We start from the raw sequence: 26,091 nt of genomic DNA, 5'->3' as shown, positions 1-26,091 counted from the left end.
ACTATTTAAGTATTTGTGATTTAAAACTAGTTCCATTTTTAGTCATTTTTGTATCTAATATATCTGCTACTGTAGCACCTATATCTGCAAAACTTTTTCTTATACCTAAGTTTACACCACTCTTGATATTTTTTCCATAAATTAATACAGGTATATACTCTCTAGTATGATCCGTACCTTTGTAAGTTGGATCATTACCATGATCAGCATTTATTATAAGTATATCATCTTCCTTTAAAGCATCTATTATTTCTGGAATTCTAGCATCGAATTCCTCTATAGCTTCTTTATATCCTTTTACATTTCTTCTATGTCCATATTTTGAATCAAAATCAACTAAATTAGTAAATATTAATCCTTTATTTTCTTTATTAATGTAATTTATAGTTTGGTCTACTCCATCCATATTATCTTTAGTGTGTATAGCTTCCGTTATACCTTGTCCATTAAATATGTCTTCTATTTTACCAACGCCAATTACATCTAGTCCAGCTTCTTTTATATTATCTAATACCGTTTTTTCAAAAGGATTTAATGAGTAGTCTCTTCTGTTAGAAGTTCTTACGAACTCACCTTTTCCTTTTCCTATATATGGTCTAGCTATAATTCTAGCTACTGCATTGTCTCCCATCATTATTTCCCTAGCTATTTCACACATTTTGTATAATTCATCAAGTGGTATTATTTCTTCATGCGCTGCTATTTGGAATACACTATCTGCTGATGTATATACTATTACATCTCCTGTTTTCATTTGATGTTCTCCATATTCATCTAATATAGCAGTTCCTGATGCTGGCTTATTTCCTACAACTTTTCTTCCTGTTCTTTTTTCAAATTCATCTATTATTTCTTTTGGGAACCCATTTTCAAATGTTTTAAATGGAGTTTCAACTAAAACACCTGTCATCTCCCAATGTCCTGTTGTAGTATCTTTTCCTTGAGAAATTTCTTCACATTTTCCAAAACAACCTATAGGAGAATCTACTCCTTCTACAAAATCTACTTCGTCTATATTTCCTATCCCTAATTTTAATAAGTTAGGTATCTTTATATCCTTATGTGTTTTTATTATATTTCCTAAAGTATTAACACCTTCATCTCCAAATTTTTTTGAGTCTGGAAGTGCTCCTATTCCTACACTATCAATTACAATCCATACAACCCTATTCATATTATGTCCTCCTTTTTTTGTAGTTTATTTCCTAGGATGTTTTTCTTTTATTTCTCTTCTCATATTCTTATTTATGTGATTTAAATATGATTGCAAACTAGATAAATTGCTATTTCCTAATATTTTGCTTACTACAGCAACATTAGCACCTTCATTTAAAAGATGAATAGCAAAAGAATGCCTAAGCATACTTGGATTTATGTTTTTATCTATATTAGCTAAATTAGCATATTTTTTAATAAGTTTCCATAAGCCTTGTCTTGTAAACCTTTGTCCTAAGGAACTTACAAATAAAGCTTTTTCATCTTCATTTGCCAATTCAGTTCTTGATTCATTTATATATTTTTCTAAATACTCCTTAGATGTATTGGATAAAGGTATTATTCTTGGATTTTTTCCTTTATCACAGCATATATAGTCTAAATCTAATTCTACAGAATCTATATCCATATCTATAAGCTCTGATACTTTTATACCTGTACCATACAATATTTCAAATATTGCCTTATCTCTTATTTCTTTAGGTGTATTTAAATTTTTAAAATCTAAAAGCCTTTTTATTTCTTCCTCTGTTAAAATATCTAAACTATTTTTCTCTATTTTAGGCTTTTTTATATTTCTTGCAGGATTATTTTTACTTATACCATAAAAAAATAAATAATCATGAAAAGATTTTATTGATGATATCATTCTAGATACTGTTGCTACAGATATATTTTCCTGTTCTAATCTTATTATATATCCTATAATATCATTTTCTACAACATTATCTAAACTTATCATCTTTTCTTTTAAATAATCAACATATCTTTTTATATCTATATAGTAAGATGATATAGTATTTTTAGATAGATTCTTACTATTTAGATATTTTATGTATTCCTCTACAACCTCCATAGCAAACTCCTTATCTGACTAGGAACTTAATCATACCTATACTTATAGTATTTAGTACAACTTGTAATATAACTGTAATACTTATTATAATTATAACATTTAATATAAATCTTTTTACTAAAAATATCATATTTTCTTTTCTTTTGTGCTTAATTTCTAATAATATTTTTTTTTCATAATCAAATGCCACTAACGTTAATATAACTGTACCAGGTATAATAGCTAAATTTTTCATAAATAAAACAAATATCATTTTTATTGATTCAAAATTTAGTGCTAATATCATACTATTTATAGTATAGCCTATTGATAAACCTTTTAGCATAAATATTATAAGCACTACTGGAAAAGTTATTACTAAGACTGAAAAAAAAGCGACACAAGCCATAAAGCTTAAATCTATTTTTAAATTTGATAATATAGCTTCTTTTATTCCTTCTCTTGAATTATAGTACTCACTTATAAAACTAATATCTTTTATTATTTCATCTTGATAACTTGGCCATATTTTATTTAGATAAGATCCAAGTGCTACAAATACAATAAATATTAACCCAATAAGTACTATTTGTCTGTTAAGTTCTTTAAAATTATTTTTTCTATATGTTCTTCTCAAATTTATAACCTCCCCTTTTACCTTACAAAATAGTATGTATAAAAAGAGGAGGTTATGACATTTTATATTAATTCTCTAGCTATTAAAATTCCAATTGCTGTTTTTGCATCTTCTATTTCATTTTGAATAACCATGTTATAAGCTTCTTCTAAACTTATAGTATGTACTTCTATATCTTCATCATCATTTAAATTTCTTTCACCTACAGTAATATCAGTAGCTAGATATATGTATATTTTTTGATTAGAAAAACCTGCTGATGTATAAAACTTATGTATTAGTTTTAAATTTGAAGCATCGTATCCCGTTTCTTCTTTTAGTTCTCTTTGTGCACATTCTTTTGGTGTTTCACCAGGTTCTAACTTTCCTGCTGGTATTTCCCATATAACTTTTTCTATTGGTTTTCTAAATTGTTTAATTAATACTATTTCATTATTTTCATTTAATGCTAATATACCAACTGCACCAGGATGTTCTACTATTTCTCTTTTTTGATATCCTTGGTTTATAGTCTCTACAGTATCTACTTTTAGGCTGATTGTTTTTCCAGTGTATATTTTATCACTACTAATAGTCTTTTCTTCTATCACCATCACAAACCTCCATTAAATAATATGCAGCACTACTTGCAGCCTCGAAAAACTCTTTATCTTGTTCATAATTTCTTCCCATAGTTCTTACCTTCAGGCCAAAATAATCTAAGTCTTCTTTAGTATTTTTATTATCTATATATACTATATTATGTCTATTTAAATCATTTTCTTCTATTTGTGCTCTTATTTTATTTAATTTATCACTTTCATAATTTGATATTGGTATTGTTATATCAACATTTACAATTTCTTTAAAAATAGTAATACTATGGTGAGATATTCCATTATGTCTTTCTCTTTTATCTGCAAAACTAATTCTAGGTATAGCTATAGGATTTCCACCAAGTTTTTTTACTGCATCTAATATAGGTCCTTGTTCTATTCCTGTAAATCCATATTTAGTTCCAGTACCTGCAATTCCAGGTCCCATACTAACAAATACACAGTCTGCATTTAATACTTCTTTAGCAGTTATTAAAGCTGTATATATATTTATACATTCATAATCCCCTCCGAATGCATTCCCTATAGTTATAGTATAGTCTATTAATCCTTTACTTTTTAAAGTTTCTACATTTTTACTTAGGTATATCGGTAATGCAGCTCCATCTGTCATTATATATACTATTTTTTTATCTTTATTATTTCTTTTATATGATGCTACAAAAGGTGTAAGCATACTATGAAGTGTCCCAACAACAACTGGCATATCATTTAAACTTTTAAAGCTTGATATTTTATCATGATAAGTACTTTCTTGTTCTTCAACTGAATCTACCTTAACTTGTAGTGGCGTATATCTTAATTTCATAATATGACCGCCTTCTGTAAAGCTTGATTCTATATTATTTAGATTAGTTATTACAAAATGATATCCTCCAGTACCTAAACTTAACTCAACAGCTGTTGTATTTAATACAACCTCATCACCTACATTTACACTCCCTGTCATCTTAGGGTAGTTGTATGCTTTTTGTATTTCTCCATTTATATTAACTCTTATATCTTCTAATTTTTCACTCTTATCTTTTATAGAATCTACAATTCCTATTCTTTTACTTATCATAAGTTTACCTTCCTAATTTATCTATGAAATTTAAGAACTTATTTTTCTCTATTATCTTAGTTAAAGAATACTTCTCTGTAAGTATATGTATAAATATTAAAAATACTAACCAAGCTAATCTAATATTAAATGAATACCCCATACATATAAGTATTCCTATAGATATACCTAAAACATTTGATCCTGTGTCTCCCATCATAGCTTTAGCTTTTAAGTCGTAATTAAAATATGCTAATACATTTGGAAGCAGTAAAAGAAGTAGACTTTTTTCAAATCCTGCTAATGTTAAAAGTAAAACTAACCCTATTATTAAATATACCTTTATAGCTCTTCCAGGCCTTAAATCTAATAAGTTCATAAGATTTGTAGAAAGTGCTATTATAAGAGTATTTACAATTATATCTAATATATCTTTAGATATTGCTATAGATATTAATATACCTATAAATCCTCCAAATAATGCCTTAAATCCACCTGTTGTAAGCTTTCCTTTAAACAAACTCTTAAAATGTCCTTTAAGCCCACTAACATCTCTATTTCCTATTATATCGTCTAATATTCCTGCAAAGAACATTGCTATTATTCCAAATATGAACATAAATAAATATAGTAGCTTATTAACATCATTAGTTACAAATCCTATAATAATACCATTTATTATTATCATAGGTAAAAATACTATACCCATACTAACTGGTATCATATCTTTTTTATAATTTGGTCTTAATACATTACTATCTATTAATAAATTTTTAAATAAAGGGATAACAACATAGGTTCCAAGCAATCCTGTTATAAATAAAACAGTATAAAGTATATAATATTTCACCTATATACTACCTCCATTCTTTATTTTTTGCTTTTAAAACTTTCTTTATATGGTAGTATTGTTTTCCCCTATGAATAAAACCTTTTAAATCTCTTCCTGTTTCACTATGAGTCATATTTACTAATACTTCTTTGATTGTGTAACCGTATTTTAATATGTCTATAGTCATACCTACTTCTACACCATAACCATATGGAATCTCTTCAAATTTTTCTAATACTTCTTTTTTAAATATCCTTTGTCCTGATAAAGTAGAGTCTAGTTCTACACCTGTCATCTCAAATACAGATTCTTTAGCTAATCTTTTTACAAATCCTAGCCCTCCCTTTTTCTTTGCAGGAGGGAATTTTGCTATAATAACATCGGCTTCGTTGTTTAATATAGGCATGATAAGTTTTTTAACTTCACTAGCTGAACTTCCTAAATCTCCATCTAAAAATCCTATTATATCTGCATTTTCCATAGCTATTTTTAACCCATAGTTTAATGCGTATCCTTTACCTCTATTTTTATCTAATTTAAACACTTTTATTTTGTCATTTTTAACACTAGATGCTATTTCTGTAGTATTATCGCTAGAACCATCATCTACAACTACAATTTCATCTATTTCATTTATATCAGTAATGCTTTCTAATGTGTCCTTGATCTTATCTGCTTCATTGTAAGCTGGTATTATTATACTTATGTAAGAACTCATATTTTTTCTCCTTTTCTTATTTCTTATAAGGGAATAATTGTTTTGCACTTTCTAATCTACCAAAATCCCCTGTAGCTCCTTTTTCATTTAATAATATAGTTAAAGAAACTTTACCTATTCCTTCTTCAATATTATCTATAGTTGCTATTTTGTTTTTAGAATATAAGTCTATATAAGAATTTTTAGTATTACTTTTTTGAACTCCTACTATATATTTATTTTGTTCTTTTAATTTAGTTATTAAAGCTTCATCTATCTTATCAAAGTTTTCTTTTTGAGCTTTATCTTCACTTCCACCTGTTAAAACTACAGAATCATAATCTATATAATTTTCTGCTATAGATTCTACTTTAATTAACTCTAAACGTTGAAGATTTTCTAACTTAGATATACTACCTTCTTCTTTTAAAGATTCTGCTATATAATTTATAACATCTTTTGCATTGTTTAGTTCAATTGAAAGTTCTTCTGATGCTTTCTTTAAAGCATCTTTATTTTCTATATTGCTAGTAAGTACTATATCAAATGCTACATTTCCTCCAGCATTTTGTATTATACTTGCAGTTTCTTTACTATAATCATTTTTTTCATTTGTAGATATTATTCCTATATTTTTATTTACAAGACTATCTTTTATTATCTTATCTGAATTTTGATTTATTATGGCTATTGCTTCATCATAATCTTTATTTAAATTAGTTAAATTTTCTTCTAAGTTATCATTTGTTGTTTTTAGTACTTCAAACTTACTATCTAAATCTTTGATCATACTTGCTTGTTGTTTACTAAGTTCTTGATCATAATTTAGATTAAATCCTACTAACATACCAATTCCTAAAGCTATAAAAATAGCTCCTATGGTAACTATATAATATTTCATGTTTATATGCATTTTTTTCCTCCTAAATCTACATTTGTAGTAATAGCTTTAATTTTAGCTGCATTAGATGTATAAACTGCTGAACACTTGGAGAGAAAGAGGCTAGTATAAGTATTGGGAATAAGGCAGTAGCTATTAATGCCCATATATACTTCATCTTTAACTTACTTCTATATAGTAGGTTAACTCCTTTCGCATCTATAAGCTTTGATCCTATTTTTAATCTTACTAAGAAAGTACTTGCCATACCCTTTCTTCCTTTTTCTAGAAAATCTATCATATTAGAATGAGTTCCAAGAGCCACTATAAGCTCTGCTTTGTACTCGTAAGCTATTAACATAGCTATATCCTCACTAGTTCCAGGTGCTGGAAATACTATAGCATCTAGCCCTAAATCTTGAACTCTTTTAAGACCTGGTGCCCTTCCATCTGTATAAGCATGTACGATTATCTCACCTGCTTTTTTAAGAGCTTCATCACTAACACTATCCATATCTCCAACTATAACATCTGGAGTATAACCAAACTCTAGTAACGCATCCGCTCCTCCATCAACACCAACTAATATTGGCTTCACTTCTTCTATGTATGATAATATTGTGCTTAAATCTTGCTTATAATCTTGTCCTCTTACAACTATTAGTACATGCCTATTAGCGTAATTAGTTTTAACTTTAGGTATTTCGACTTCTCCTAATATGAATCCTTTTTCTTTCTTTGCATAATCAATAGTATTATCTATGAACCTATCTAGTTCAACTGCTAAGTTTTCGTATGCTTTTTTTAATTTGACTGCTACTTCTTCTTTGCCTAATACTTCACCTTGTCCTAAAAATTTATTGTCTCTATAAATTTTACCATCTATAATTTCAATATTTTGACCTTCAGACAACTCATTAAATAATTCTTCACCTATATTATCAACTATAAGAATATTTTTTTCAGTTAGTATTCCAGGTCCTTTATTAGGATATCTTCCACTTATAGAAGGTGATGCATTAATAACTAGCTTTACTTTACCTTCTACTAAAGAATTCGCTGCAACTTCATCTATATCTATATGATTTATAACAGCTATTTCTCCACCCGTAAGTCTCTTTGCAAGCCTCTTTGTTTTTCTATCTACTTTAATAGGGCCTTCGACTCTCATAAATTAAACCTCCGATATCATTTTTAAAATCACATTACATTATAGCATTATTTAACGACAAAATAAATGTTTAAAGTCAGTTTATAATTTTATATAAGGATTTTTTAAATATATTTGTATATTTTAATCAATCTTATTTAACCTTGATAAATTCATCAACTCACTTTTGCTGTTTTTTTCAGGGTTACATATTACTATTTCTAAAAGGAGATTTAACTGTTCTCCTATTGATTTTCCACTATACCCCATCAACCTTAAATCGTTCCCGTTTATATCTAAATCATTTATTTTATAGCATTCATTATTTTTAGCTATTTCTTCTATAAATTCTGTATATTTATCTATTGAATGTTTTCTTATACTTAATTCTTCAATCTCTTCACAATCACCTACTTTTTTGTAATATATTTCCTTCAATTTTAAAATATCTTTTAAATTATCAATTCCTATTTTATTTAGAATTTTTTTAATATCAATTTTATCTAAATCTATATTATCTATTAGCATATAGTCAATCATATTATTTATGTATTTTGTTACATTATTTGGATATTTCAGTTTGCTTACAATATTATTTTTTCTTATATTTTTATTGTAAAACTCTATTTTTTCCTTTGTCTTATTTAGTCTTTTTGTGTTATTTTCTAAAATTAAAAATTCTATCATCAATAGTCTTTGCTCTAAACTAATATTACACTCTTTTAATATTGTTAACTTTGTACAAAAATCTTCATAATTCTCTACATGAGAGTATATCTCTAACTCCTTAAATATATTCAAACTATATAATAATCCTAGTTTTTGAGGGTTTTCACTAAGTATGATTTTTTTTATTTCATCACTTACTCTTTCTCTGCTAATATTTTTTAATATACTAGAATTTCTTTTTATACTTTCAAATGTTTCTTTTTCTATATCAAATCCTAGTTTACTGCTAAATCTTATAGCTCTTATTATCCTAAGTCCATCTTCAATAAATCTTTCATCAGGATTACCTACTGTTCTTATTTTTTTATCATGTAAATCTTTAACTCCATCAAAATAATCGATTAGTTTATCTTCTTCATTATAAGCCATAGCATTTATTGTAAAATCTCTTCTCTTTAAATCATCTACTAACTTTGATGTAAATTCTACATTTTTAGGCCTTCTATTATCTTCATACTCACCTTCAACTCTATATGTTGTTATCTCATAAACCTCATCTTCTATTAAAATACCTACTGTTCCATGCTTTATTCCATTTTCTATTATTTTATAGCCTTTAAATATATCTATTATTTTATTAGGTTTTGCACTAGTTGTTATATCATAGTCATTTGGTAAAATACCTAATATACTATCTCTGACACATCCTCCTACTATATAAGCTTCTTCACCATGTTCTTTTATTTTTTCTATTATAAATTTTACTGATTTCGGTAAATTTATATACATCACATATCTCCTTAATTTATATATATTTATAAGATAACCAAATTTTAAAATATATAATACTTTATACTCACTTGTTTACACTTTGAATATAGCATTATAAAAGCCTTCTTAATATTAAGAAGGCTTTTATAATGCTATATTTATTTAACCATACTATGCTCTAATCTTAATTTATCTGCTATCATAGCTATAAATTCAGAATTTGTTGGTTTTCCTTTTGTATTATGCACTGTATAACCAAATAGTTGATTTATTGTATCAACTTTACCTCTACTCCATGCTACCTCTATAGCATGTCTTATAGCTCTTTCAACTCTACTTGGAGTAGTATTAAATTTCTTAGCTATACTTGGGTATAATTCCTTAGTTACAGCTCCTAGTAATTCTACGTTATCTATTACCATCTTTATAGCTTCTCTTAAATAAAGATATCCCTTTATATGAGCTGGAACACCAATTTCATGTATTATATTAGTTATTTCTGTTTCTATATTACCTACATTTTTGACAAAGTCACTTCTTGTCATTTGTATATCAGCATGAGCCCTAGGCTTTATGTCTGCATGTGCAGGTCTGTTTGAAACTAATTCTCTTATTCTATTTATAAATATTACAAAATCAAAAGGTTTAACTATATAATAGTCTGCTCCTAAATTTATTGCACTTTGTGTTATTTTGTCTTGTCCTACAGCTGATAGAACTATTATTTTTGGCATTTTAGGTATATCCATAGAATTTAACTTCTCTATAACACCTAATCCATCTAAATGTGGCATTATAACATCTAGCACTAATAAATCTGGTTGTAACCTTTTTACTAAATCTAGTGCTTCTATACCATCTTTTGCGATTCCTAATATTTCTATATCACTTTCATTAGATAAGTACTCCTTAAGTACCTGACAAAAATCCTTGTTATCATCTGCTAAAACTATTTTTATTTTATCGCTCACTTAAACTTCCCCCCATTAATAAAACATCTTCTCTTTTATATAAAAATTAAAACCCTTTATACTTAAGCATATTCGACATAGTAAAATTATATTCCTTCAATATATTTGAAATCTATTGAAAAATATATTAAATTTTAATTTCTCTTATCTAATTCTATCATCTCATCTATAAAAATACCATATCCTTTTTTGGCATTATCTTCAAAAACATGTGTTAATGCCCCAACTAGCTTATTATTTTGTATAATAGGGGCACCACTCATGCCTTGTACTATACCGCCTGTATAATTTACTAATTTCTCATCAATAATTTCTATAACTATATTTTTATCTCCTTTATTTTCATATATATTTTCTATATTTATGTCATATGGATATACATATCCTTCCTCATTTTCAAGTAAAATACTTGCTTTACCCCTTTTTATTTCATTCTTGTTTCCCACTTTTATAAGAGGTAATTTGTGTTTTATGTTGTTTATTATATTTCCCTCTATACCTTCATTATCATTATTACTAAATGTTCCTATTAAGTTGTATTCATCCAAATTACAATCAAAATTACCAATAACACTCTCTGTTGATTTTTCTAGATTTACTTCTGTTGGATAATATACACTACCTTCTTTTATTTTTAATATTTTACTTGTATCAAAATCTTTTATAGGATGTCCTATTGCTTTAAATTCTTCATTGTCTGGATCATAAAACGTCATAGTTCCAACTCCCGAAACTTTATCTCTAACCCATAAGCCTAACCTTTTTTCTTCGTCTTCTACTTTTAATTTTATCTTTATAACTAGTTCTTTACTATCTCTCTCAACTGTTAAATATACAAAATCTTCTTTAATATCTTTTATATATTCGTATATATCATAAGCATTTTCGATTTTTTTTTCATTTATTTTTATTATGTTATCCCCTTTTTTTATCCCTCCTATATACTCTAATGATTCATCTTCATAACCTATTACTAATGCTCCATCTGTTTTAGCTTTTATTCCAATTAGATTACCGCATGGATAAACATACTTATTACTCTTATTTACAGCCTCTATATAGTAATTTTTTATACCATCATAAGTTATAGATATTAAAAGTATAGCTACCATAATTGTTAATGTTAAAAATACTGAATTTCTTTTAATTTTCATAAGTATATCTCCTCTTTTATATATATACTTATAGTTCCTATTTTGGATTTTTTTATACAAAAAAGAAGCCCTAAAGGCTTCTTTTTGCTAGTTCTATTATTTCACTTGCGTGTTCAATAGTTTTTTCTGTTATATTACTTCCAGCTATAAGTCTAGCTATTTCATCTCTTTTTTGGTCTTTGTCTAACTTTCTAATAGTAGTAAATGTTCTTTCATTATCTGTACTCTTCTCTATACAATAATGAGTATCTGCATTAGCAGCAATCTGTGGTAAATGAGTTATACAAATAATTTGCTTTTTCTTTCCTATATTACTAAGTTTCTCTCCTACTATTTGTGCTGCTATTCCACTTATACCTGTATCTATTTCATCAAATACTAATGTATCAATTTGGTCTATATCCGCAAGTATGGTCTTAAATGCTAGCATAAATCTAGACATTTCTCCACCTGAAGCTACTTTATATATAGGTTTAATATCTTCACCTAAGTTAAATGATATCATAAACTCTATATCATCCATTCCTCTAGGTGTGAATATTCCTTGTTCAAAATTTACTTTAAATGCAACATTTTTCATATTCAAGCTTTTTAACTCTTCTAATAGGACTTTCTCTAACTGTTTAGCTACTATCTTTCTTTGGGAAGTTAAGGCCTCAGCTCTTTCTTTAAGTTTACTTTCAAGCTTATTTAATTTAAGTTTAAGCTCTTCTACTCTTTCATCTCTATTTAATATTTCATCTAATCTATTCTTTATATTTTGATGATAATCAAATATTTCTTCTATAGTTTCTCCATATTTTCTCCTTAGGTTATTTATTTCATCAACTCTAAGTTCTATTTGTTCTAACTCATATGGTTCAAAATTTATATTTTCTTTATAATTTCTTATCTCTCTTGATATATCTTGAAGCTCATACATTATTCTTTCTATCTCATTATTATAATCACTTAAACTTTTGTCATATTCACATATTGATGATAGTTCTTTTACTGCATTACCTATTAAATCTACTGCATTAACCTGACCTTCATATAAATTTTGATAACTTATATTTAAATTTTTAAAGATTTTTTCACCATTTCTATAGACGTCCCTTTGTTTTAGTAAGTCTTCATATTCGTCCTTGCTAAGATTGGCAGATTCTATTTCATTTATTTGAAACTTTAATAAATCTATCTCTCTTTGAATTTGCATATCATCTTTATTTTCAGTTAATATATTTAAAGCTTTTTTTACATCACTATACTCATCGTATATTTCTTTATATGAAATTTTAAATTCTTCTAATTCATGTTCTCCAAATAAATCTAAAAATTCTAGATGAGTATCTTTATTGAATAATGCTTGTGTTTGATGTTGACCGTGAACATCTATAAGCTTAGATGCTATTTGCTTTAAAACATTCATCTTAACAGTTCTTCCATTAACCCTAGCAACACTTTTTCCATCACTATATATTATTCTAGTTATAACTAGTAAATCATTATCATCTAGTTCAAGATCATTATCATTAAGTACTTTTATTAAATCTTTATTTTTAGAGTGAAATATAGCTTCTACTACACCTTTTTCAGTTCCTTTCCTTAAAAAAGATCTATCATATTTCTCTCCTAAACAAAGTCCTAATGCATCTATTATTATAGATTTTCCTGAACCTGTTTCTCCTGTAAGTATGTTCAAATTTTTATCAATATTTAAACGAAGCTCCTCAACAAGAGCACAATTTTTCATATATAACTCAAGGATCAATTCTAAATCCCCCTCTTTTAATAAATCATATAAATGTTTTACTTATTTAGATTATGAGAATTTTCAACAACTTCTATTATCTTATTAGTATGTTGTTCTTTATTAAACTCATATCCTTCATTACCATTTCTTAAGTGTATTAAATACTCTATATTTCCTTCAGGACCTTTTATCGGTGAGTAATCTAATCCTAATATTTCAAATCCATTTTCAACAGCAAAATTAGATATCATTTCTATAACTTCAATATGTGTTGATTTTTCTCTAACCACACCTTTTTTACCAACTTTTTCCCTACCAGCTTCAAATTGTGGCTTTATTAAAGCTACGATTTGACCATCTGGACGTATTAATTCCTTGCATTTTGGTAGTACTAGCTTTAAAGATATAAAAGATACGTCTATAGATGCAAAATCTGCAAACTCTTTAGTTTGTTCTATAGTAACATGTCTTATATTAGTTCTCTCCATGCAAACTACTCTCTCATCTTGTCTTAATTTCCATGCAAGTTGTCCATAGCCAACATCTATAGAAAATACTTTTGATGCTCCATTTTGAAGCATACAATCAGTAAATCCTCCTGTTGATGAACCTATGTCCATACACACTTTTCCTTCTAATGTTAAATCAAAGTTATTCATGGCTTTTTCAAGCTTTAATCCACCTCTACTTACATATGGTATTGGATCTCCTTTTACTTCTATCTTAGCTTCTTCATCAACATCAGAACCTGCTTTATCACATCTTTGATTATTTACAAATACAAGACCTGCCATTATTGCCTTTTTAGCTCTTTCTCTACTTTCAAAGTATCCTTTTTCTACTAATAATAAATCTATTCTTTTTTTCATAAAATTACCTTTCTAGTTTACAGTCTTTTACTCTCATTGCTATCTTCTCTGGAGATAGACCTATTGTATCATATATTTCATCTGCATTCCCATGAGGTACAAATGCTTCTGGAAGACCTAAATTCATAATATTAACATCAATTTTATTGTCTGTTATATATTTATTTATTCTACTTCCAAATCCACCTATTATTGTATTATCTTCAATAGTTATAACCTTTTTATGAGTTTTTAATAAATCTGCTAAAAGATTTTTATCAATAGGCTTTAAGAATCTTGCATTAACTATTGTTGGATTTATACCTTCTTTTTCTAATAATTCTTTAGCTTTAAGAGCATGTTTTACCATATTTCCTATTGCTAGTATCAGTATGTCTTCTCCTTTTGACAATACTTCATAACTTCCTACTTTTATAGGTTCATACTTACCACTTTCTAAGTAATAACTACCCCCTCTTGGATATCTAATAGCTACAGGCTCTTTTAATTCTAGAGATAAATCCATCATTAACTCTAGCTCTTTGCAATCCTTAGGAGCCATAACCGTTATATTTGGTATTGCATTTAAATAGCTTAAATCAAACATACCATGATGAGTTTCGCCATCATTACCTACTATACCAGCTCGATCTATAAGGAATGTTACAGGTTTTTTAGTTATACATACATCATGTATTACTTGATCATATGCCCTTTGTAAAAATGATGAGTATACAGCAAAATACGGTTTTAATCCATTTTTTGCAAGTCCTGCAGCAAATGTAGTTGCATGTTGTTCTGCTATACCAACATCATAGTATCTATTTGGGTATACTTTTTCAAATAGATTTAATCCTGTACCCGATGGCATAGCTGCAGTTATTGCACATACTCTATCATCTTTTTCTCCCATAGATACTAATTTCTCTCCAACTAATGAAGATATAGATTTTGTACCTGATGATTTTATACCTTCTCTTATATCAAATTTTGACACTCCATGATATTTATGTGGTTCATTTTCTGCAAATCTATATCCTTTACCTTTTTTAGTTATAACATGAAGAAGCTTTGGCCCTTTTTTTTGTTTGCATTTTTCTAAAATTTCTATTAATTCTTTAATATTGTGCCCATCTATAGGACCATAATATTTTATTCCTAAAGACTCAAATAACTCGCATTCTTGAGGAATAAATGTACTTATTATACTATCTTTAAATTTATTGGCTGTTTTAGATATTAACTCTCCTCCAGGAGCTATATTTAATATCTTTTCAACTTCATTTTTTACTTTATTAGCTGCTGAGTTTCTAACTATACTAGATAAATACCTAGACATTCCACCAACATTTTTATCTATAGACATTTCGTTATCATTTAATATAACTATCATATCTGTTTTTGTATGTCCTAGATGATTTAATGCTTCTAGTGCCATACCACCTGTTATTGATCCATCTCCAATTACAGCTATGACATTACTATCTTCACCTTTTATATCTCTTGCACATGCAATACCATGTGCCACTGAAATTGATGTGCTACTATGACCTGTATCAAATATATCATGTGGACTTTCACATTCTTTAGGAAATCCACTTAAACCATTTAATTGTCTTAGTGTATTAAATTCTCCTTTTCTTCCAGTTATCATCTTATGTACATAAGATTGATGCCCAACATCCCATACAATTTTATCTTTCGGACTTTCAAATACCTTATGCAATGCTAGTGTAAGCTCTACAACCCCTAGATTGGAAGCTAAATGCCCTCCTGTTTGAGAAACAGATTTAACTAAAAATTTTCTTATATCCTTTGATAGTTCATCCATTTGTTCAACGTTCATCAACTTTATATCACTTGGAGAGTTTACTTTATCTAAATATTTATACATATAATCCTCACCTTTATTTATCAGCTATTAATACAATTAATAGTCTATAGTTTACTTTATACAAATTTTATTTATAAAATTCTAACATCTAAAAAATGAATATACCTTAGTATTGACTAAGTTATATTCATTTTATAACCGTATTAAAATATTTACTATTTCAAGTATCTTAATCTATATAAAATTTAACTATCTATAATTTTACTTATAGACATATAATTTTAATACTTTTGTCAAATACGAATTATATCATACATTGTATATTTTTTCAATTTACACGAAGTATAATGCTACTAATATACCTAGTATAGCCCCAAACAATACTTCTTTAGGAGTATGACCTACTAGCTCTTTTAATCTTTCATGCTTTATTGGTTTTCTATGTTGTACATCATCTATAATTTGATTTAGTATTGCCGCTTGTTTTCCTACAGAACGTCTTACTCCAGTTGCATCATACATTATTATTAAAGAGAATACACATACTATAGCAAAATCAGTTGATTGAAATCCCCTTTCTATGCCAACTAGTGTTGATAAGCTAGTTACAAATGAGCTATGAGAACTTGGCATACCTCCTGATGTAAATAATCTAGAAATTTCTATTCTCTTATCTTTTCCTGTAAATATTTTTATAAATTGTGCTAAGAAACAAGCAAATATACTTATCCCTAAAACTTTGTTGCTAAAAATTTGTGAAAAAAAATCCATCGTTCCTCCTTAATACTCTCTGTCCACTATATAATCAGCTAAACTGCTTAAAAATTCTGTATCATTTGATATTTGTGTTAATGCTTCTTTAGCTTCTTTTATTAATCTATTCGCTTCTTCTTTTGACTCTTCTAGTCCTATTAAGGATGGGTAAGTAGATTTATTATTGTCTATATCACTTCCTACTTTTTTTCCTAACTTAGACTCATCTCCAACTATATCTAATATATCGTCAACTATTTGAAAGGCTAGTCCTATATTTTTTGAATATTTAGTTATATTTTCTAATTCATTATCATTTGCATTTCCTATTATAGCTCCCGCTCTCATACATCCTATCATTATAGCTGCAGTCTTATTGTTATGTATATAATCTAATTTTTCTTTAGATATTTTCTTATTTTCACTTTGAACATCTACTACTTGTCCACCTATCATACCATTTATTCCTGCAGCTGATGCTATCTCATACATAGCATTTAAATATTTGTTTGGATTTTCTTTGTTCATAGAACCTAAAAGCATAACTTCAAAAGCATAATTTAAAAGGGCATCTCCTGCAAGTATAGCCATATCTTCACCAAATACTATATGATTTGTTTTTCTACCTCTTCTTAAATCATCATTATCAAGTGCTGGTAAATCATCATGTATTAAAGAATATGTATGTATCATTTCTATTGCCATAGCAAATGGTATCGCATCCTTATAATCTCCACCTACTGATTTACATGCTTCTAATGTAAGTATCGGTCTTAACCTTTTTCCACCTGCACTTAAACTATAATTCATAGCCTCCATTATAGTTTTTTGATATCCTTCTTCTTTTGGCATATACTCCTTTAATAATTTTTCTATATAGCTTGCTTTTTCTTTTAGCACTGCTTTAAATTCCACGTTTATTCCTCCCTAATATCAAATTCTTCTTCTACACCTAATTTATTAAATTTACTTATTTTAAATGTCGCATCATCTAAAAGCTTATTACAATATTTGTAAAGACTTATACCTTGTTCATACAAACTTAATGACTCATCTAAACTAGCATTTTTAGATTCTAATTTTTCTAGAATTTCCTCTAATTTTTTATAGGCTTGTTCATACGTTAGATTCATGTCTATACCTCTTTTGATTTTATTTTTTCAACAGTACACTCAATACTTCCATCTTTTAAAACTATATCTAAGTTATCTTTAAAATCTATCTCTTTTATACTGTTTACTGTAACTCCATGTTTTGATAATATACTATACCCTCTATCTAATGTTGATAAAGGGCTCATATTATGAAGTATTGCTCCAGTTTTTGAAAGTCGATCTTTTTCTGTGTTTAATTTCTTTTCTGCTTCAAGTGTTATTTTATCATATATCCTATCTAATTGTATAATTTTATCTCTTATTATATAGGACTTAATATAACTATTTATCTTATCCATAGTATGATTTAGTCTATGCTCGCTTATATTTATATTACTAGTTAATGATTTATTCATTCTATTTAATATGTTATCTAGTTTAAAATTTAATTCTTCTAATGATGGTGTTGCTATTTCTGCTGCTGCCGATGGTGTAGGTGCTCTCATATCACTTACAAAATCACATATAGTAAAATCTGTTTCATGCCCTACCGCAGATATTATAGGTATATTAGACTCAAAGACTGCCCTAGCTACCATTTCTTCATTAAATGACCATAGTTCTTCTATAGAACCTCCACCTCTACCAACTATAATTGTATCTACGTTATCCATCATATTAAAAAATTTTATCCCATCACATATATCATACTTTGAACTTTCACCTTGGACATTAACAGAATATAACTTTATATTAACTTTTGGGTATCTTCTTTTTACTACGTTTACTATATCTCTTATAACTGCACCTGTTTGTGATGTTACTACACCTATAGAATTTGGTATTTTTGGAATAGGCTTTTTATATTTATTGTCAAATAATCCTTCTTTTTCTAACTTTTCTTTTAATTTATTAAACTCTATATATAAATTTCCTATACCTTCTGTTTCTATAGAATTTATATACAACTGATAAGAACCATCTCTTTCATACACAGATATATATCCATTAGCTATAATCTTAGTCCCATTAGTTAGTGCTAAGTCTTTATTATAATTATTTTTAAATATAACACAATTTATTTTTGAATTTTCATCTTTTAAAGATAAGTATACGTTTCCACTACTATGTATTTTAAAATTTGATATTTCTCCTTTTACTTTTAAATTGTATAAGATAGGGTCATTGCTTAATATTCTTTTTATATATGAATTAGCTTCACTTATAGTTAAGGCTCTTATTTTCAAATTTTTTCACTCCTATTAAAGCACAACCAACAGCATTGTCTGTTGCGTACTCCGGTTTAGTAAAATATGCATTTATCTTATATTTTCTTAATCTATTTGTTAACTCTTTTGATATATACTTACTAGCAGATACCCCTCCAGCAAATACTATATCTTTTATATTGTATTCTTTACTTATATGCTCTATTGATTTTATCATATTTCTAACTACTGCATCTAAAACTAATTTACTTATGTACTCTTTGCCACAATTATCTATTATATTATCTATTTGATTTTCAAGACCTGATAGATTCATATATCCTTCTTTTACAGAAGTTTTTAAACCTTGTTTTATTGCAGACTCACAATTTAGTGCATTTTCATCTATATATTTACCACAAGGGAAATCATATCCCATCTTAACTCCAACTCTATCTATAAGTTGTCCAAAACTTATATCCTTGCTTCCACCTACTATTTCTATGTCATAGCTTTCTTTATTTTTAGTGCAAAGCAGTATTTCTGTTGTCCCTCCTGACATATGAACAGATAAGAACTTTTCTTTATTTAATTTATTATCTAAAAGACTTGCTTCTATATGATTTTCTTGATGAGTAGTTTCATATAAATCACAACCTATCATTGTTGAACACAGCTTAGAAAAATTATATCCTACAGTAAATACTGGCATATAAGAGTTTTTAATTGGTCTTGGTTTTGTAGATGCGCATATTCCAACTATATTATATTTATTTATAATCGATTTTATTTTACTGTCTATTTCTCCTAAATTATTTATATGCTGAAAAACAGCTTCACTTTGCCTTAATCCCTTGCTATCTTTTTTTACTTTAAGTAATATTTTTTCATTAAATATTACTTTTTTATCTAAAGATATAGCTGCTATAGAAGTTGTATAGCAGCTAGTATCTATTCCGATTATTATATTATTTTGATTCTGTTTCACTAACGACACTTCCTAATATTCCATTTATGAATTTAGGAGTTTTGTCATCACAGTATAATTTAGCCATTTCTATAGCTTCATTTATTGAAACTTTATTTGGTATCTCTTCTACAAATAATATTTCACATATAGCTAGTCTTAATATTGCTAAGTCTACCTTTGCCATTCTATTAACTGACCAATTTTTAGCATATTTGTTTATCATTGCATCTATTTCGTCCGATTTTTCACTTAATAATTTACACATTTGAGCCATATATTCTCTATCTATAACATCATCAGCTTTTAAATTTTCTAATTTTAACTCTGGGTTATTTGAATATTGTAATCTAAGCTCTTCATATCTATTTGTTATGTATTCTAATTGATCATTTAAAAATTTATCTAATACATCACCCATATCTTCTTTAGTTATTTGAGTTTGATATATTAATTTCATCATATACTCTCTTGTAGTTACTTTTCTCGCCTTATCATTCTTCATTAGTCTTAATCCTCCTCTAATTGATATTATGTACATATTACACAATAAAAAACCCTCTGATTTTCAGAGGGTTTGATTAACTTTTCTTAGCTTGCTTAGCTTCTTCTCTTTCAGCTTTTTCTTTCTTAAAGCTGATTCCTTGAACATGTATATTAACTTGAGAAACATTTAATCCTGTCATTGTCTCAACAGTGTTTTTAACATTTTCCTGAATTTTAAAAGCTATGTCTGGTATAGATACACCATACTCTATCATAACCATAACATCTAAGCTAACTTCCTCTTCTTCTACTTGTATTTTTACACCATTATTTTTAAATAATTTATCTGTTAATGTTGTATTCGTTTCAACGCCTTCTATCTCTAATGCTGCAAGACCTGCTATAGTAGATATTACATCATTAGATATTTTAACTTGTCCAAAATCATTATTTTCCATGATAAACTTACCCCCTTATATAAGGAACTATTTTATAACTATAATAATACCAAATACCATTAAACTTTGCAAGGAAATAACCTTAGTTAAATTCTAAGGTTATTGTTTTCCTTATATTAATATGTATATTTTTTGTTTTATATTAATTTTCATTGTTCATAATTTTTATATTTTCATAATCTACTTTTGCTTCTTCTGCTACTAAATCAAATACTTTTGCTGCATCTTTCTTTTCAAATTTTTTCTCATTTACTACAACATTTACACTTTCATCACTTATATATACTAGTGCATTTTCAAAACCTTTAGTACTTAATAAGTTTTCTATTTTAAGTTCAGTTTCCTGGTCTTTAACTAATTTAAGCTTCATATTTGATGCTTCTTCTCTAGCTTTATCCGAAGTAGATGGATTATTTATCATTTCGTTTAATTGTCCACTTAATTCATTTCTTTGCTTTTCTCTAGTCATTTTCATATCTAGTATATATGTAGACTTTTTCATATTTTTTTCTGATGTTAATTGACTTTTTATCTCCTTACTTGTTTCAGTTACCTTTTCATTAACTTCGCTTTTTTTACTATCTACGACTTCTACATCGTCTTCTTTATCTTTTTTATTTTCAGATTTCTTTTCTGAGTTTTTCTCTATTTGAGCTTCTTCATATGCTTTTAGCTCTTGACCTGTTTCTATAGCTGATTTTTCACTTAACTTATAATTCACAGCTCCTACTACTACTAACATCGCTGCTAAACTTACTACAACAAAACCTCTACCCTTATAATCAAACTTCATTTTTATCCCCCCAGTTTAATATTTATTACTTTGTGTATACTTCTACTTGATGCCCTGCTACCTGAAGAGCAGTTTGTACAGCATCATAAAGTGTTTCTTTAACAGTCGGGTCACTAGCCCCACTTGATACTACTATTACACCTTTTATACTTGCTTCATTAGTTTTTAATACTATTGGTTCATTTGAACCTGATGTTATTATAGTTTTATTATCACTTGATGTTGTTATAGTTCTTTCTCCTCCCTTAGTATCTTTTTCTTCTGTTTTTTCTGTAGTTGAGTTTGAATTATATGCAGGTTGAATTTCTTCACTAGACTCAAATGTTATCATTACATCTACTTCCCCAGCTCCTTCTATTTTTGATAGTATTTCCTTTAGTTTACTTTCTAAATTTTTTTCTTGATTTGAAGAGCTAGTAGTTTCTGGTTCATTTTTTTTAACTACTTCTTTTTCTTTATTATCTTTTGGTGATAAACTTGGCATTGCGATAAGAGCTATTGCACAAACTACTACTAAAGATAATAATGTGTATATCTTTTTTTTATCTTTTTCATTTAGGTTTTTAAACATTCCCACAACTCCTATTAATCAATTTCTATAGTTTCTATAGATACATCTAGTATCTCTATTAAGTCCTCTTTTAGTTTATCTTCATCTATTCCTTTTTGACTTTCATCGCTTTCATTAAAAGCTTGTTTTATTTTTTCTTTTTCTTTAGATTGTATGTCCTCTTTTCCACTTTTATTACTACTTTTTTCTTTAACTTTTATATTTTCTATATCAGATCCATTTATATCTACGTCTTCTAATTCATATCCATACTCATCTAGCTTTAGCTTTAAGACTTCTTTAAGTCCATCTTCATATCCTTTACTTAAGCTATCCTTACCTGTTTCATTTGCCAAACTATTCATACTATCTACATATTCTTTATTATATTTAGCCATAGACTTTAAAATAGTGTCCTCCAATCTAATATTAGATGAAAATATATTTATAATTGGAGTTAAAACTATAAACACAAATATGAAATTTAATACTAAATTTATATATGGTTTTATTTTAGACGATGGTAAAATCATATTAACTACATTTACTATAAAAGCACCTATTAGTATAGTTATAATCCACTGTTTTATACCTTCTAACATAACCCACCTCTTATCCTTGAGCTACTACACTTATTGAAGTTATTATTGCTACTGTAACAAAAAACATTATTGCAATTGCGATTATGCAAGCCAACATTACTACCATTAAGTTGGCTATTTCATTTAAAAAACTTGATATTTTCTCTTCTCCTATAGGCTCTACTACTATAGCAGATATTTTATAAACCAATACTACAGATAATATTTTTATAACTGGAACCAAACAAATTCCAACTATTAATACAAGGCCAATTCCTCCAAATACACCTTTTATAAGCTGCGATGATGAGAGCAGTATATCAACTGAATCAGATACAAAATTACCTACCACTGGAATAAAGTTTCCTAAGGCAAATTTAGCTGTTTTAACTGTAAAATTATCTATATTTTTTACATATAAGCCTTGCATAGATACAAGTCCTAAATATATGGTAAACATTGCTCCTATAGAAACTAAATTTATTTGTCTTATAAAAGATGATAGTTTTTTTAGTTTTATACTTTGAGATAAATTATTTACGACTAGAATTGCAAATGCTACAGAAATTGATACGAATAAAAATTGTTTAAAAATTATATTTATGAATGCAACTCCACCTATAAATATTGGGTTTAAAACTGTTGATGTAATAGGAAATCCTATAAGCACCAATAATGTTATAAGTATAGGCATTATTACTTTCATTAAATTTACGGTGGAATCTATAGTATCATTACATATTGATAGTATATCTTTAAATCCGACTAGCGTAAGAGATACTATTGTTATAAATATTATATAAGTAATTATCTGACTTATTGCTCCCGATGAAAAAGAGTTTTGTAAACTTTTAAGTAAAGATGATAATAGTGCTAGTACTAATATTAGTGATGCTACTTTTAGACTTGCTTTAAATTCATCAAATAACATATATTTTATAGATTCTTTATTAAACAAATCTGTTATTTTCTTTTCTCCACTTATAAGCTCTTTTATAAATACTTTTAAATCAACCTCTTCTACTACTACCGAATCCTGTATAAAATTTTCTATTTCTCCTATGTTTATTTTTTCTAATTGACTATCTATATAATTATCTATACTTTTCTTTGTTTCATTATAGTTTTCATCTTTATCATTTTCATTTGAAAAACTTATAGAAAAAGATGCCATAATCATAAATATCGTAAGTATAGATGCTAAAAAGCTTTTTTTCATATGTAATCATTCTCCTACGGGATAATATTTATTATCATCTCTACAATAGATAAGAGTATTGGAAAAGACATAGTCATAACTATTACTTTTCCTCCAAATTCTAATTTAGAGGCTATACTTTTTTCTCCACAATCATTACAAAGTTGTATTGCAAATTCCATAAGATAGGCTATCCCTATTAATTTTATTATTAAAGTTATATATACAGATGGTATATTAGCTTTTTGAGCTAAGTTCTGTATGCTTTCAATTATAAAGTTTAGCTTAAATATTACAGATAAAAGTATCGTTACCCCTGCAATTATTGCTATGAAATTTGCCATCTCTGGTCTTTTAGGCCTTATAATTAAACAAATAGTCATTGCCAGTATAGCGACTCCAATAAGTTTTATAATTTCCAAAGTGTCACCCCCTACTTAGTAAAGCATGAACATCGTCTTTATTGTATCAAATAAAACACTTACCTCTTTTAATACAATTGTAAATGCCATAACTACTCCTACTACAGTGACATATATTTGCCAGTCTTTTCTGCCTGAAGCATCTAATATAGTATTAATTATTGTTATTAAAAGTGCTCCTATACCTAACTTAAATATTAGTGAAATATCCATACTAATCCTCCTATATCAAAATTATTCCTATAGCCAATCCTATAATTGTAGATAATTTTTTATAAACTGCACCTTTTTTATTTATATCTTCTTTAGTTTCATTAGTTATGCCTTTTAAATTTTCTATACATAAATCAATCATTCTAGTTTGAGATTCTATATCACTTTTACCTAAAGCTAATATAAGTTTTTTAACTTCATCAACCTCCTTATCTTGTAAATAGGTTTCTTTTTTTAAAATACTTATATTGTCGTTTAAAATATCTTCTAATATTTTTTCAGTATTATTTGTAAGTCCATATTTTAACTGCATAAAAAACTTATGTGTAAAATATTCTTTCTTTAATGAAAGTCTTTCAAATATTTCTTCTAAGGTATACATACCAAAGTGCAAGTCCATTCTCATTATCTCTAATATTTTTATGAGATCATTTACTTGTTTATGCCTATTTGTATAAGCTTTGCTTATATATTCACCTATTAAGTAGCTACAAGCTACTAAAATACCTATTATTACAATTTTAATTTGCAAAATACCATCTCTTTTCTTCTAAATCATATATTTTATCAATTGTTCCTGGACCTTTTTTAGCAGAAAGTATAATTACTTTTTTAAATAATTCTTTATCTAATAATCTGTTTAACTCTTTTCTATTTTTTATATCTTCTATAGAATCACCATGTACCGTGGTTATTAAGCTAACACCACTATTTAAAGCCGTATATAAGGCATCTATTTCATCTTTACTACCTATTTCGTCTGTTACTATTAAATTAGGTGACATAGATCTAAGTAACATTATTATTCCTATGTCTTTAGGACAAGTTTCTATTATGTCAGTTCTTATACCTACATCCATTTGAGGTATTCCAAGATATGATCCTCCTATTTCATTACGTTCATCTATTAAAGCAACCTTTATACCTTTAAATCCATAATCTTTATTTCCATTACTTAAATTTCTTACTATATCTCTTACTAGAGTTGTTTTCCCACACTGAGGTGGAGATATTATTAGAGTGTTATTTACTGAATTGCTTCCTTTTATGATATGGTTTAAAATTTTATCAGAACATCCTATAACTTCCTTTGATACTCTTATATTTAAAGATGATACATGCTTTATATTTTTAACTTGTCCATCTTCAACTATTGCCTTTCCAACAATACCTACTCTATGACCTCCCCTTAATGTTATAAATCCTTTTTTTATATCATCAATAAAAGAATGTATTGAATATTTGCATATCATTTGAAAACTTTGCTCTATATCATCCTTAGTTACTATGTATGAATCATTATAGCTAGTTTCAAGCTTGTTCAAGTTTATGTTATAAAAATAGTCCTTATTATTTGAGTTTATGATAAGTGGTTTATTACAGCGTAGCCTTATCTCCTCTATACTTATGCCATCTTTTATTATATTTTTAATTTTGTCCCTTACGTTAATGGCTAGTGAATTTATAACTTCATTGCTAAGTTCATACATAACTATCCTCCT

At 27.3% G+C, this 26,091-nt stretch carries 30 protein-coding genes; all 30 read right to left on the bottom strand.

Features of this window, described 5'->3' with window-relative positions:
• Position 1: 1 nt before the first annotated feature.
• The 30 genes from I4U66_RS04240 to spoIIIAA all read right to left on the bottom strand — a co-directional run bounded on the left by I4U66_RS04240 (position 2) and on the right by spoIIIAA (position 26,079).
• On the bottom strand, positions 2-1,174 hold the full coding sequence (locus tag I4U66_RS04240; protein WP_092924478.1) for a phosphopentomutase: 1,173 nt from the start codon (positions 1,172-1,174) through the stop codon (positions 2-4).
• A 24-nt stretch (positions 1,175-1,198) separates the two neighbouring features.
• Positions 1,199-2,071 carry a tyrosine-type recombinase/integrase gene (locus tag I4U66_RS04235; protein ID WP_092924476.1) on the bottom strand — a complete coding sequence of 291 codons (873 nt, stop codon included), beginning with the start codon at positions 2,069-2,071 and terminating at the stop codon, positions 1,199-1,201.
• Between the two features lie 10 nt (positions 2,072-2,081).
• Positions 2,082-2,687, bottom strand: a complete 606-nt coding sequence (locus I4U66_RS04230) for a hypothetical protein (protein WP_195581352.1) — start codon at positions 2,685-2,687, stop codon at positions 2,082-2,084.
• A 62-nt stretch (positions 2,688-2,749) separates the two neighbouring features.
• Positions 2,750-3,280, bottom strand: a complete 531-nt coding sequence (locus I4U66_RS04225; protein WP_092924473.1) for an NUDIX hydrolase — start codon at positions 3,278-3,280, stop codon at positions 2,750-2,752.
• Positions 3,255-4,346 carry a DUF3866 family protein gene (locus I4U66_RS04220; RefSeq protein WP_166505840.1) on the bottom strand — a complete coding sequence of 364 codons (1,092 nt, stop codon included), beginning with the start codon at positions 4,344-4,346 and terminating at the stop codon, positions 3,255-3,257. The genes I4U66_RS04225 and I4U66_RS04220 overlap by 26 nt, the downstream gene beginning before the upstream one ends.
• A 4-nt stretch (positions 4,347-4,350) precedes the next feature.
• On the bottom strand, positions 4,351-5,175 hold the full coding sequence (locus I4U66_RS04215; RefSeq protein ID WP_195581353.1) for a glycosyl transferase: 825 nt from the start codon (positions 5,173-5,175) through the stop codon (positions 4,351-4,353).
• A gap of 7 nt (positions 5,176-5,182) precedes the next feature.
• Entirely contained in the window at positions 5,183-5,875 is a 693-nt protein-coding gene (locus I4U66_RS04210) for a glycosyltransferase family 2 protein (protein WP_166505841.1), read from the bottom strand.
• Between the two features lie 16 nt (positions 5,876-5,891).
• Entirely contained in the window at positions 5,892-6,767 is an 876-nt protein-coding gene (locus I4U66_RS04205) for a copper transporter (RefSeq protein ID WP_195581354.1), read from the bottom strand.
• Positions 6,768-6,783: 16 nt separating this feature from the next.
• Complete coding sequence (gene steA, locus I4U66_RS04200) at positions 6,784-7,905, bottom strand: putative cytokinetic ring protein SteA (RefSeq protein WP_092924464.1); 1,122 nt, start codon at positions 7,903-7,905, stop codon at positions 6,784-6,786.
• Positions 7,906-8,028: 123 nt separating this feature from the next.
• Complete coding sequence (locus I4U66_RS04195) at positions 8,029-9,342, bottom strand: CCA tRNA nucleotidyltransferase (RefSeq protein WP_195581355.1); 1,314 nt, start codon at positions 9,340-9,342, stop codon at positions 8,029-8,031.
• Positions 9,343-9,482: 140 nt separating this feature from the next.
• A complete protein-coding gene (gene spo0A, locus I4U66_RS04190) occupies positions 9,483-10,295 on the bottom strand; it encodes a sporulation transcription factor Spo0A (protein ID WP_092924460.1) in 813 nt (270 codons plus the stop codon).
• Between the two features lie 134 nt (positions 10,296-10,429).
• Positions 10,430-11,449, bottom strand: a complete 1,020-nt coding sequence (locus I4U66_RS04185; RefSeq protein ID WP_092924458.1) for a SpoIVB peptidase S55 domain-containing protein — start codon at positions 11,447-11,449, stop codon at positions 10,430-10,432.
• Positions 11,450-11,519: 70 nt separating this feature from the next.
• The gene (gene recN / locus I4U66_RS04180) at positions 11,520-13,202 is read right to left on the bottom strand and encodes a DNA repair protein RecN (RefSeq protein ID WP_092924456.1); all 1,683 of its coding nucleotides are present in this window, start codon (positions 13,200-13,202) and stop codon (positions 11,520-11,522) included.
• A gap of 38 nt (positions 13,203-13,240) precedes the next feature.
• Positions 13,241-14,053: a TlyA family RNA methyltransferase gene (locus I4U66_RS04175; RefSeq protein ID WP_092924454.1), complete on the bottom strand. Its 813-nt coding sequence runs from the start codon at positions 14,051-14,053 to the stop codon at positions 13,241-13,243.
• A 4-nt stretch (positions 14,054-14,057) separates the two neighbouring features.
• Positions 14,058-15,926 (bottom strand): 1-deoxy-D-xylulose-5-phosphate synthase, encoded by a 1,869-nt coding sequence (gene dxs / locus I4U66_RS04170; protein WP_092924452.1) that lies wholly within the window; start codon positions 15,924-15,926, stop codon positions 14,058-14,060.
• A 273-nt stretch (positions 15,927-16,199) separates the two neighbouring features.
• Positions 16,200-16,637 (bottom strand): divergent PAP2 family protein, encoded by a 438-nt coding sequence (locus I4U66_RS04165; protein ID WP_092924450.1) that lies wholly within the window; start codon positions 16,635-16,637, stop codon positions 16,200-16,202.
• Between the two features lie 9 nt (positions 16,638-16,646).
• Complete coding sequence (locus I4U66_RS04160; protein WP_166505846.1) at positions 16,647-17,534, bottom strand: polyprenyl synthetase family protein; 888 nt, start codon at positions 17,532-17,534, stop codon at positions 16,647-16,649.
• A gap of 2 nt (positions 17,535-17,536) precedes the next feature.
• Positions 17,537-17,752, bottom strand: a complete 216-nt coding sequence (gene xseB / locus I4U66_RS04155; protein ID WP_166505847.1) for an exodeoxyribonuclease VII small subunit — start codon at positions 17,750-17,752, stop codon at positions 17,537-17,539.
• A 2-nt stretch (positions 17,753-17,754) separates the two neighbouring features.
• On the bottom strand, positions 17,755-18,960 hold the full coding sequence (gene xseA / locus I4U66_RS04150; RefSeq protein ID WP_166505848.1) for an exodeoxyribonuclease VII large subunit: 1,206 nt from the start codon (positions 18,958-18,960) through the stop codon (positions 17,755-17,757).
• Entirely contained in the window at positions 18,932-19,909 is a 978-nt protein-coding gene (locus I4U66_RS04145) for a Kae1-like domain-containing protein (protein WP_092924442.1), read from the bottom strand. Before I4U66_RS04145 ends, xseA begins: the two co-directional genes overlap by 29 nt.
• On the bottom strand, positions 19,890-20,393 hold the full coding sequence (gene nusB / locus I4U66_RS04140) for a transcription antitermination factor NusB (RefSeq protein ID WP_092924440.1): 504 nt from the start codon (positions 20,391-20,393) through the stop codon (positions 19,890-19,892). Before nusB ends, I4U66_RS04145 begins: the two co-directional genes overlap by 20 nt.
• A gap of 76 nt (positions 20,394-20,469) precedes the next feature.
• Positions 20,470-20,832 (bottom strand): Asp23/Gls24 family envelope stress response protein, encoded by a 363-nt coding sequence (locus I4U66_RS04135; protein ID WP_092924438.1) that lies wholly within the window; start codon positions 20,830-20,832, stop codon positions 20,470-20,472.
• A gap of 142 nt (positions 20,833-20,974) precedes the next feature.
• Entirely contained in the window at positions 20,975-21,625 is a 651-nt protein-coding gene (locus I4U66_RS04130) for a SpoIIIAH-like family protein (RefSeq protein ID WP_092924436.1), read from the bottom strand.
• Positions 21,626-21,650: 25 nt separating this feature from the next.
• A complete protein-coding gene (locus tag I4U66_RS04125; protein WP_092924434.1) occupies positions 21,651-22,196 on the bottom strand; it encodes a stage III sporulation protein AG in 546 nt (181 codons plus the stop codon).
• 14 nt (positions 22,197-22,210) lie between these two features.
• A complete protein-coding gene (locus I4U66_RS04120) occupies positions 22,211-22,777 on the bottom strand; it encodes a stage III sporulation protein AF (RefSeq protein WP_092924432.1) in 567 nt (188 codons plus the stop codon).
• Between the two features lie 10 nt (positions 22,778-22,787).
• Positions 22,788-23,975 carry a stage III sporulation protein AE gene (gene spoIIIAE / locus I4U66_RS04115; protein ID WP_166505850.1) on the bottom strand — a complete coding sequence of 396 codons (1,188 nt, stop codon included), beginning with the start codon at positions 23,973-23,975 and terminating at the stop codon, positions 22,788-22,790.
• A gap of 14 nt (positions 23,976-23,989) precedes the next feature.
• The gene (gene spoIIIAD / locus I4U66_RS04110; RefSeq protein ID WP_166505851.1) at positions 23,990-24,376 is read right to left on the bottom strand and encodes a stage III sporulation protein AD; all 387 of its coding nucleotides are present in this window, start codon (positions 24,374-24,376) and stop codon (positions 23,990-23,992) included.
• 15 nt (positions 24,377-24,391) lie between these two features.
• Entirely contained in the window at positions 24,392-24,589 is a 198-nt protein-coding gene (locus tag I4U66_RS04105) for a SpoIIIAC/SpoIIIAD family protein (protein ID WP_092924426.1), read from the bottom strand.
• A 10-nt stretch (positions 24,590-24,599) separates the two neighbouring features.
• Positions 24,600-25,121: a stage III sporulation protein AB gene (locus I4U66_RS04100; protein WP_166505852.1), complete on the bottom strand. Its 522-nt coding sequence runs from the start codon at positions 25,119-25,121 to the stop codon at positions 24,600-24,602.
• Positions 25,111-26,079, bottom strand: coding sequence for a stage III sporulation protein AA (gene spoIIIAA, locus I4U66_RS04095; RefSeq protein WP_092924422.1), 969 nt, complete (start codon positions 26,077-26,079; stop codon positions 25,111-25,113). Before spoIIIAA ends, I4U66_RS04100 begins: the two co-directional genes overlap by 11 nt.
• Positions 26,080-26,091: the final 12 nt, after the last annotated feature.

This window comes from Romboutsia sp. D33t1_170424_H2, assembly GCF_015669105.1.
Classification (GTDB): domain Bacteria; phylum Bacillota; class Clostridia; order Peptostreptococcales; family Peptostreptococcaceae; genus Romboutsia_C; species Romboutsia_C hominis.
Note: the sequence above shows the minus strand (reverse complement) of the source record. Positions and strands in the feature narration are given on the sequence as shown.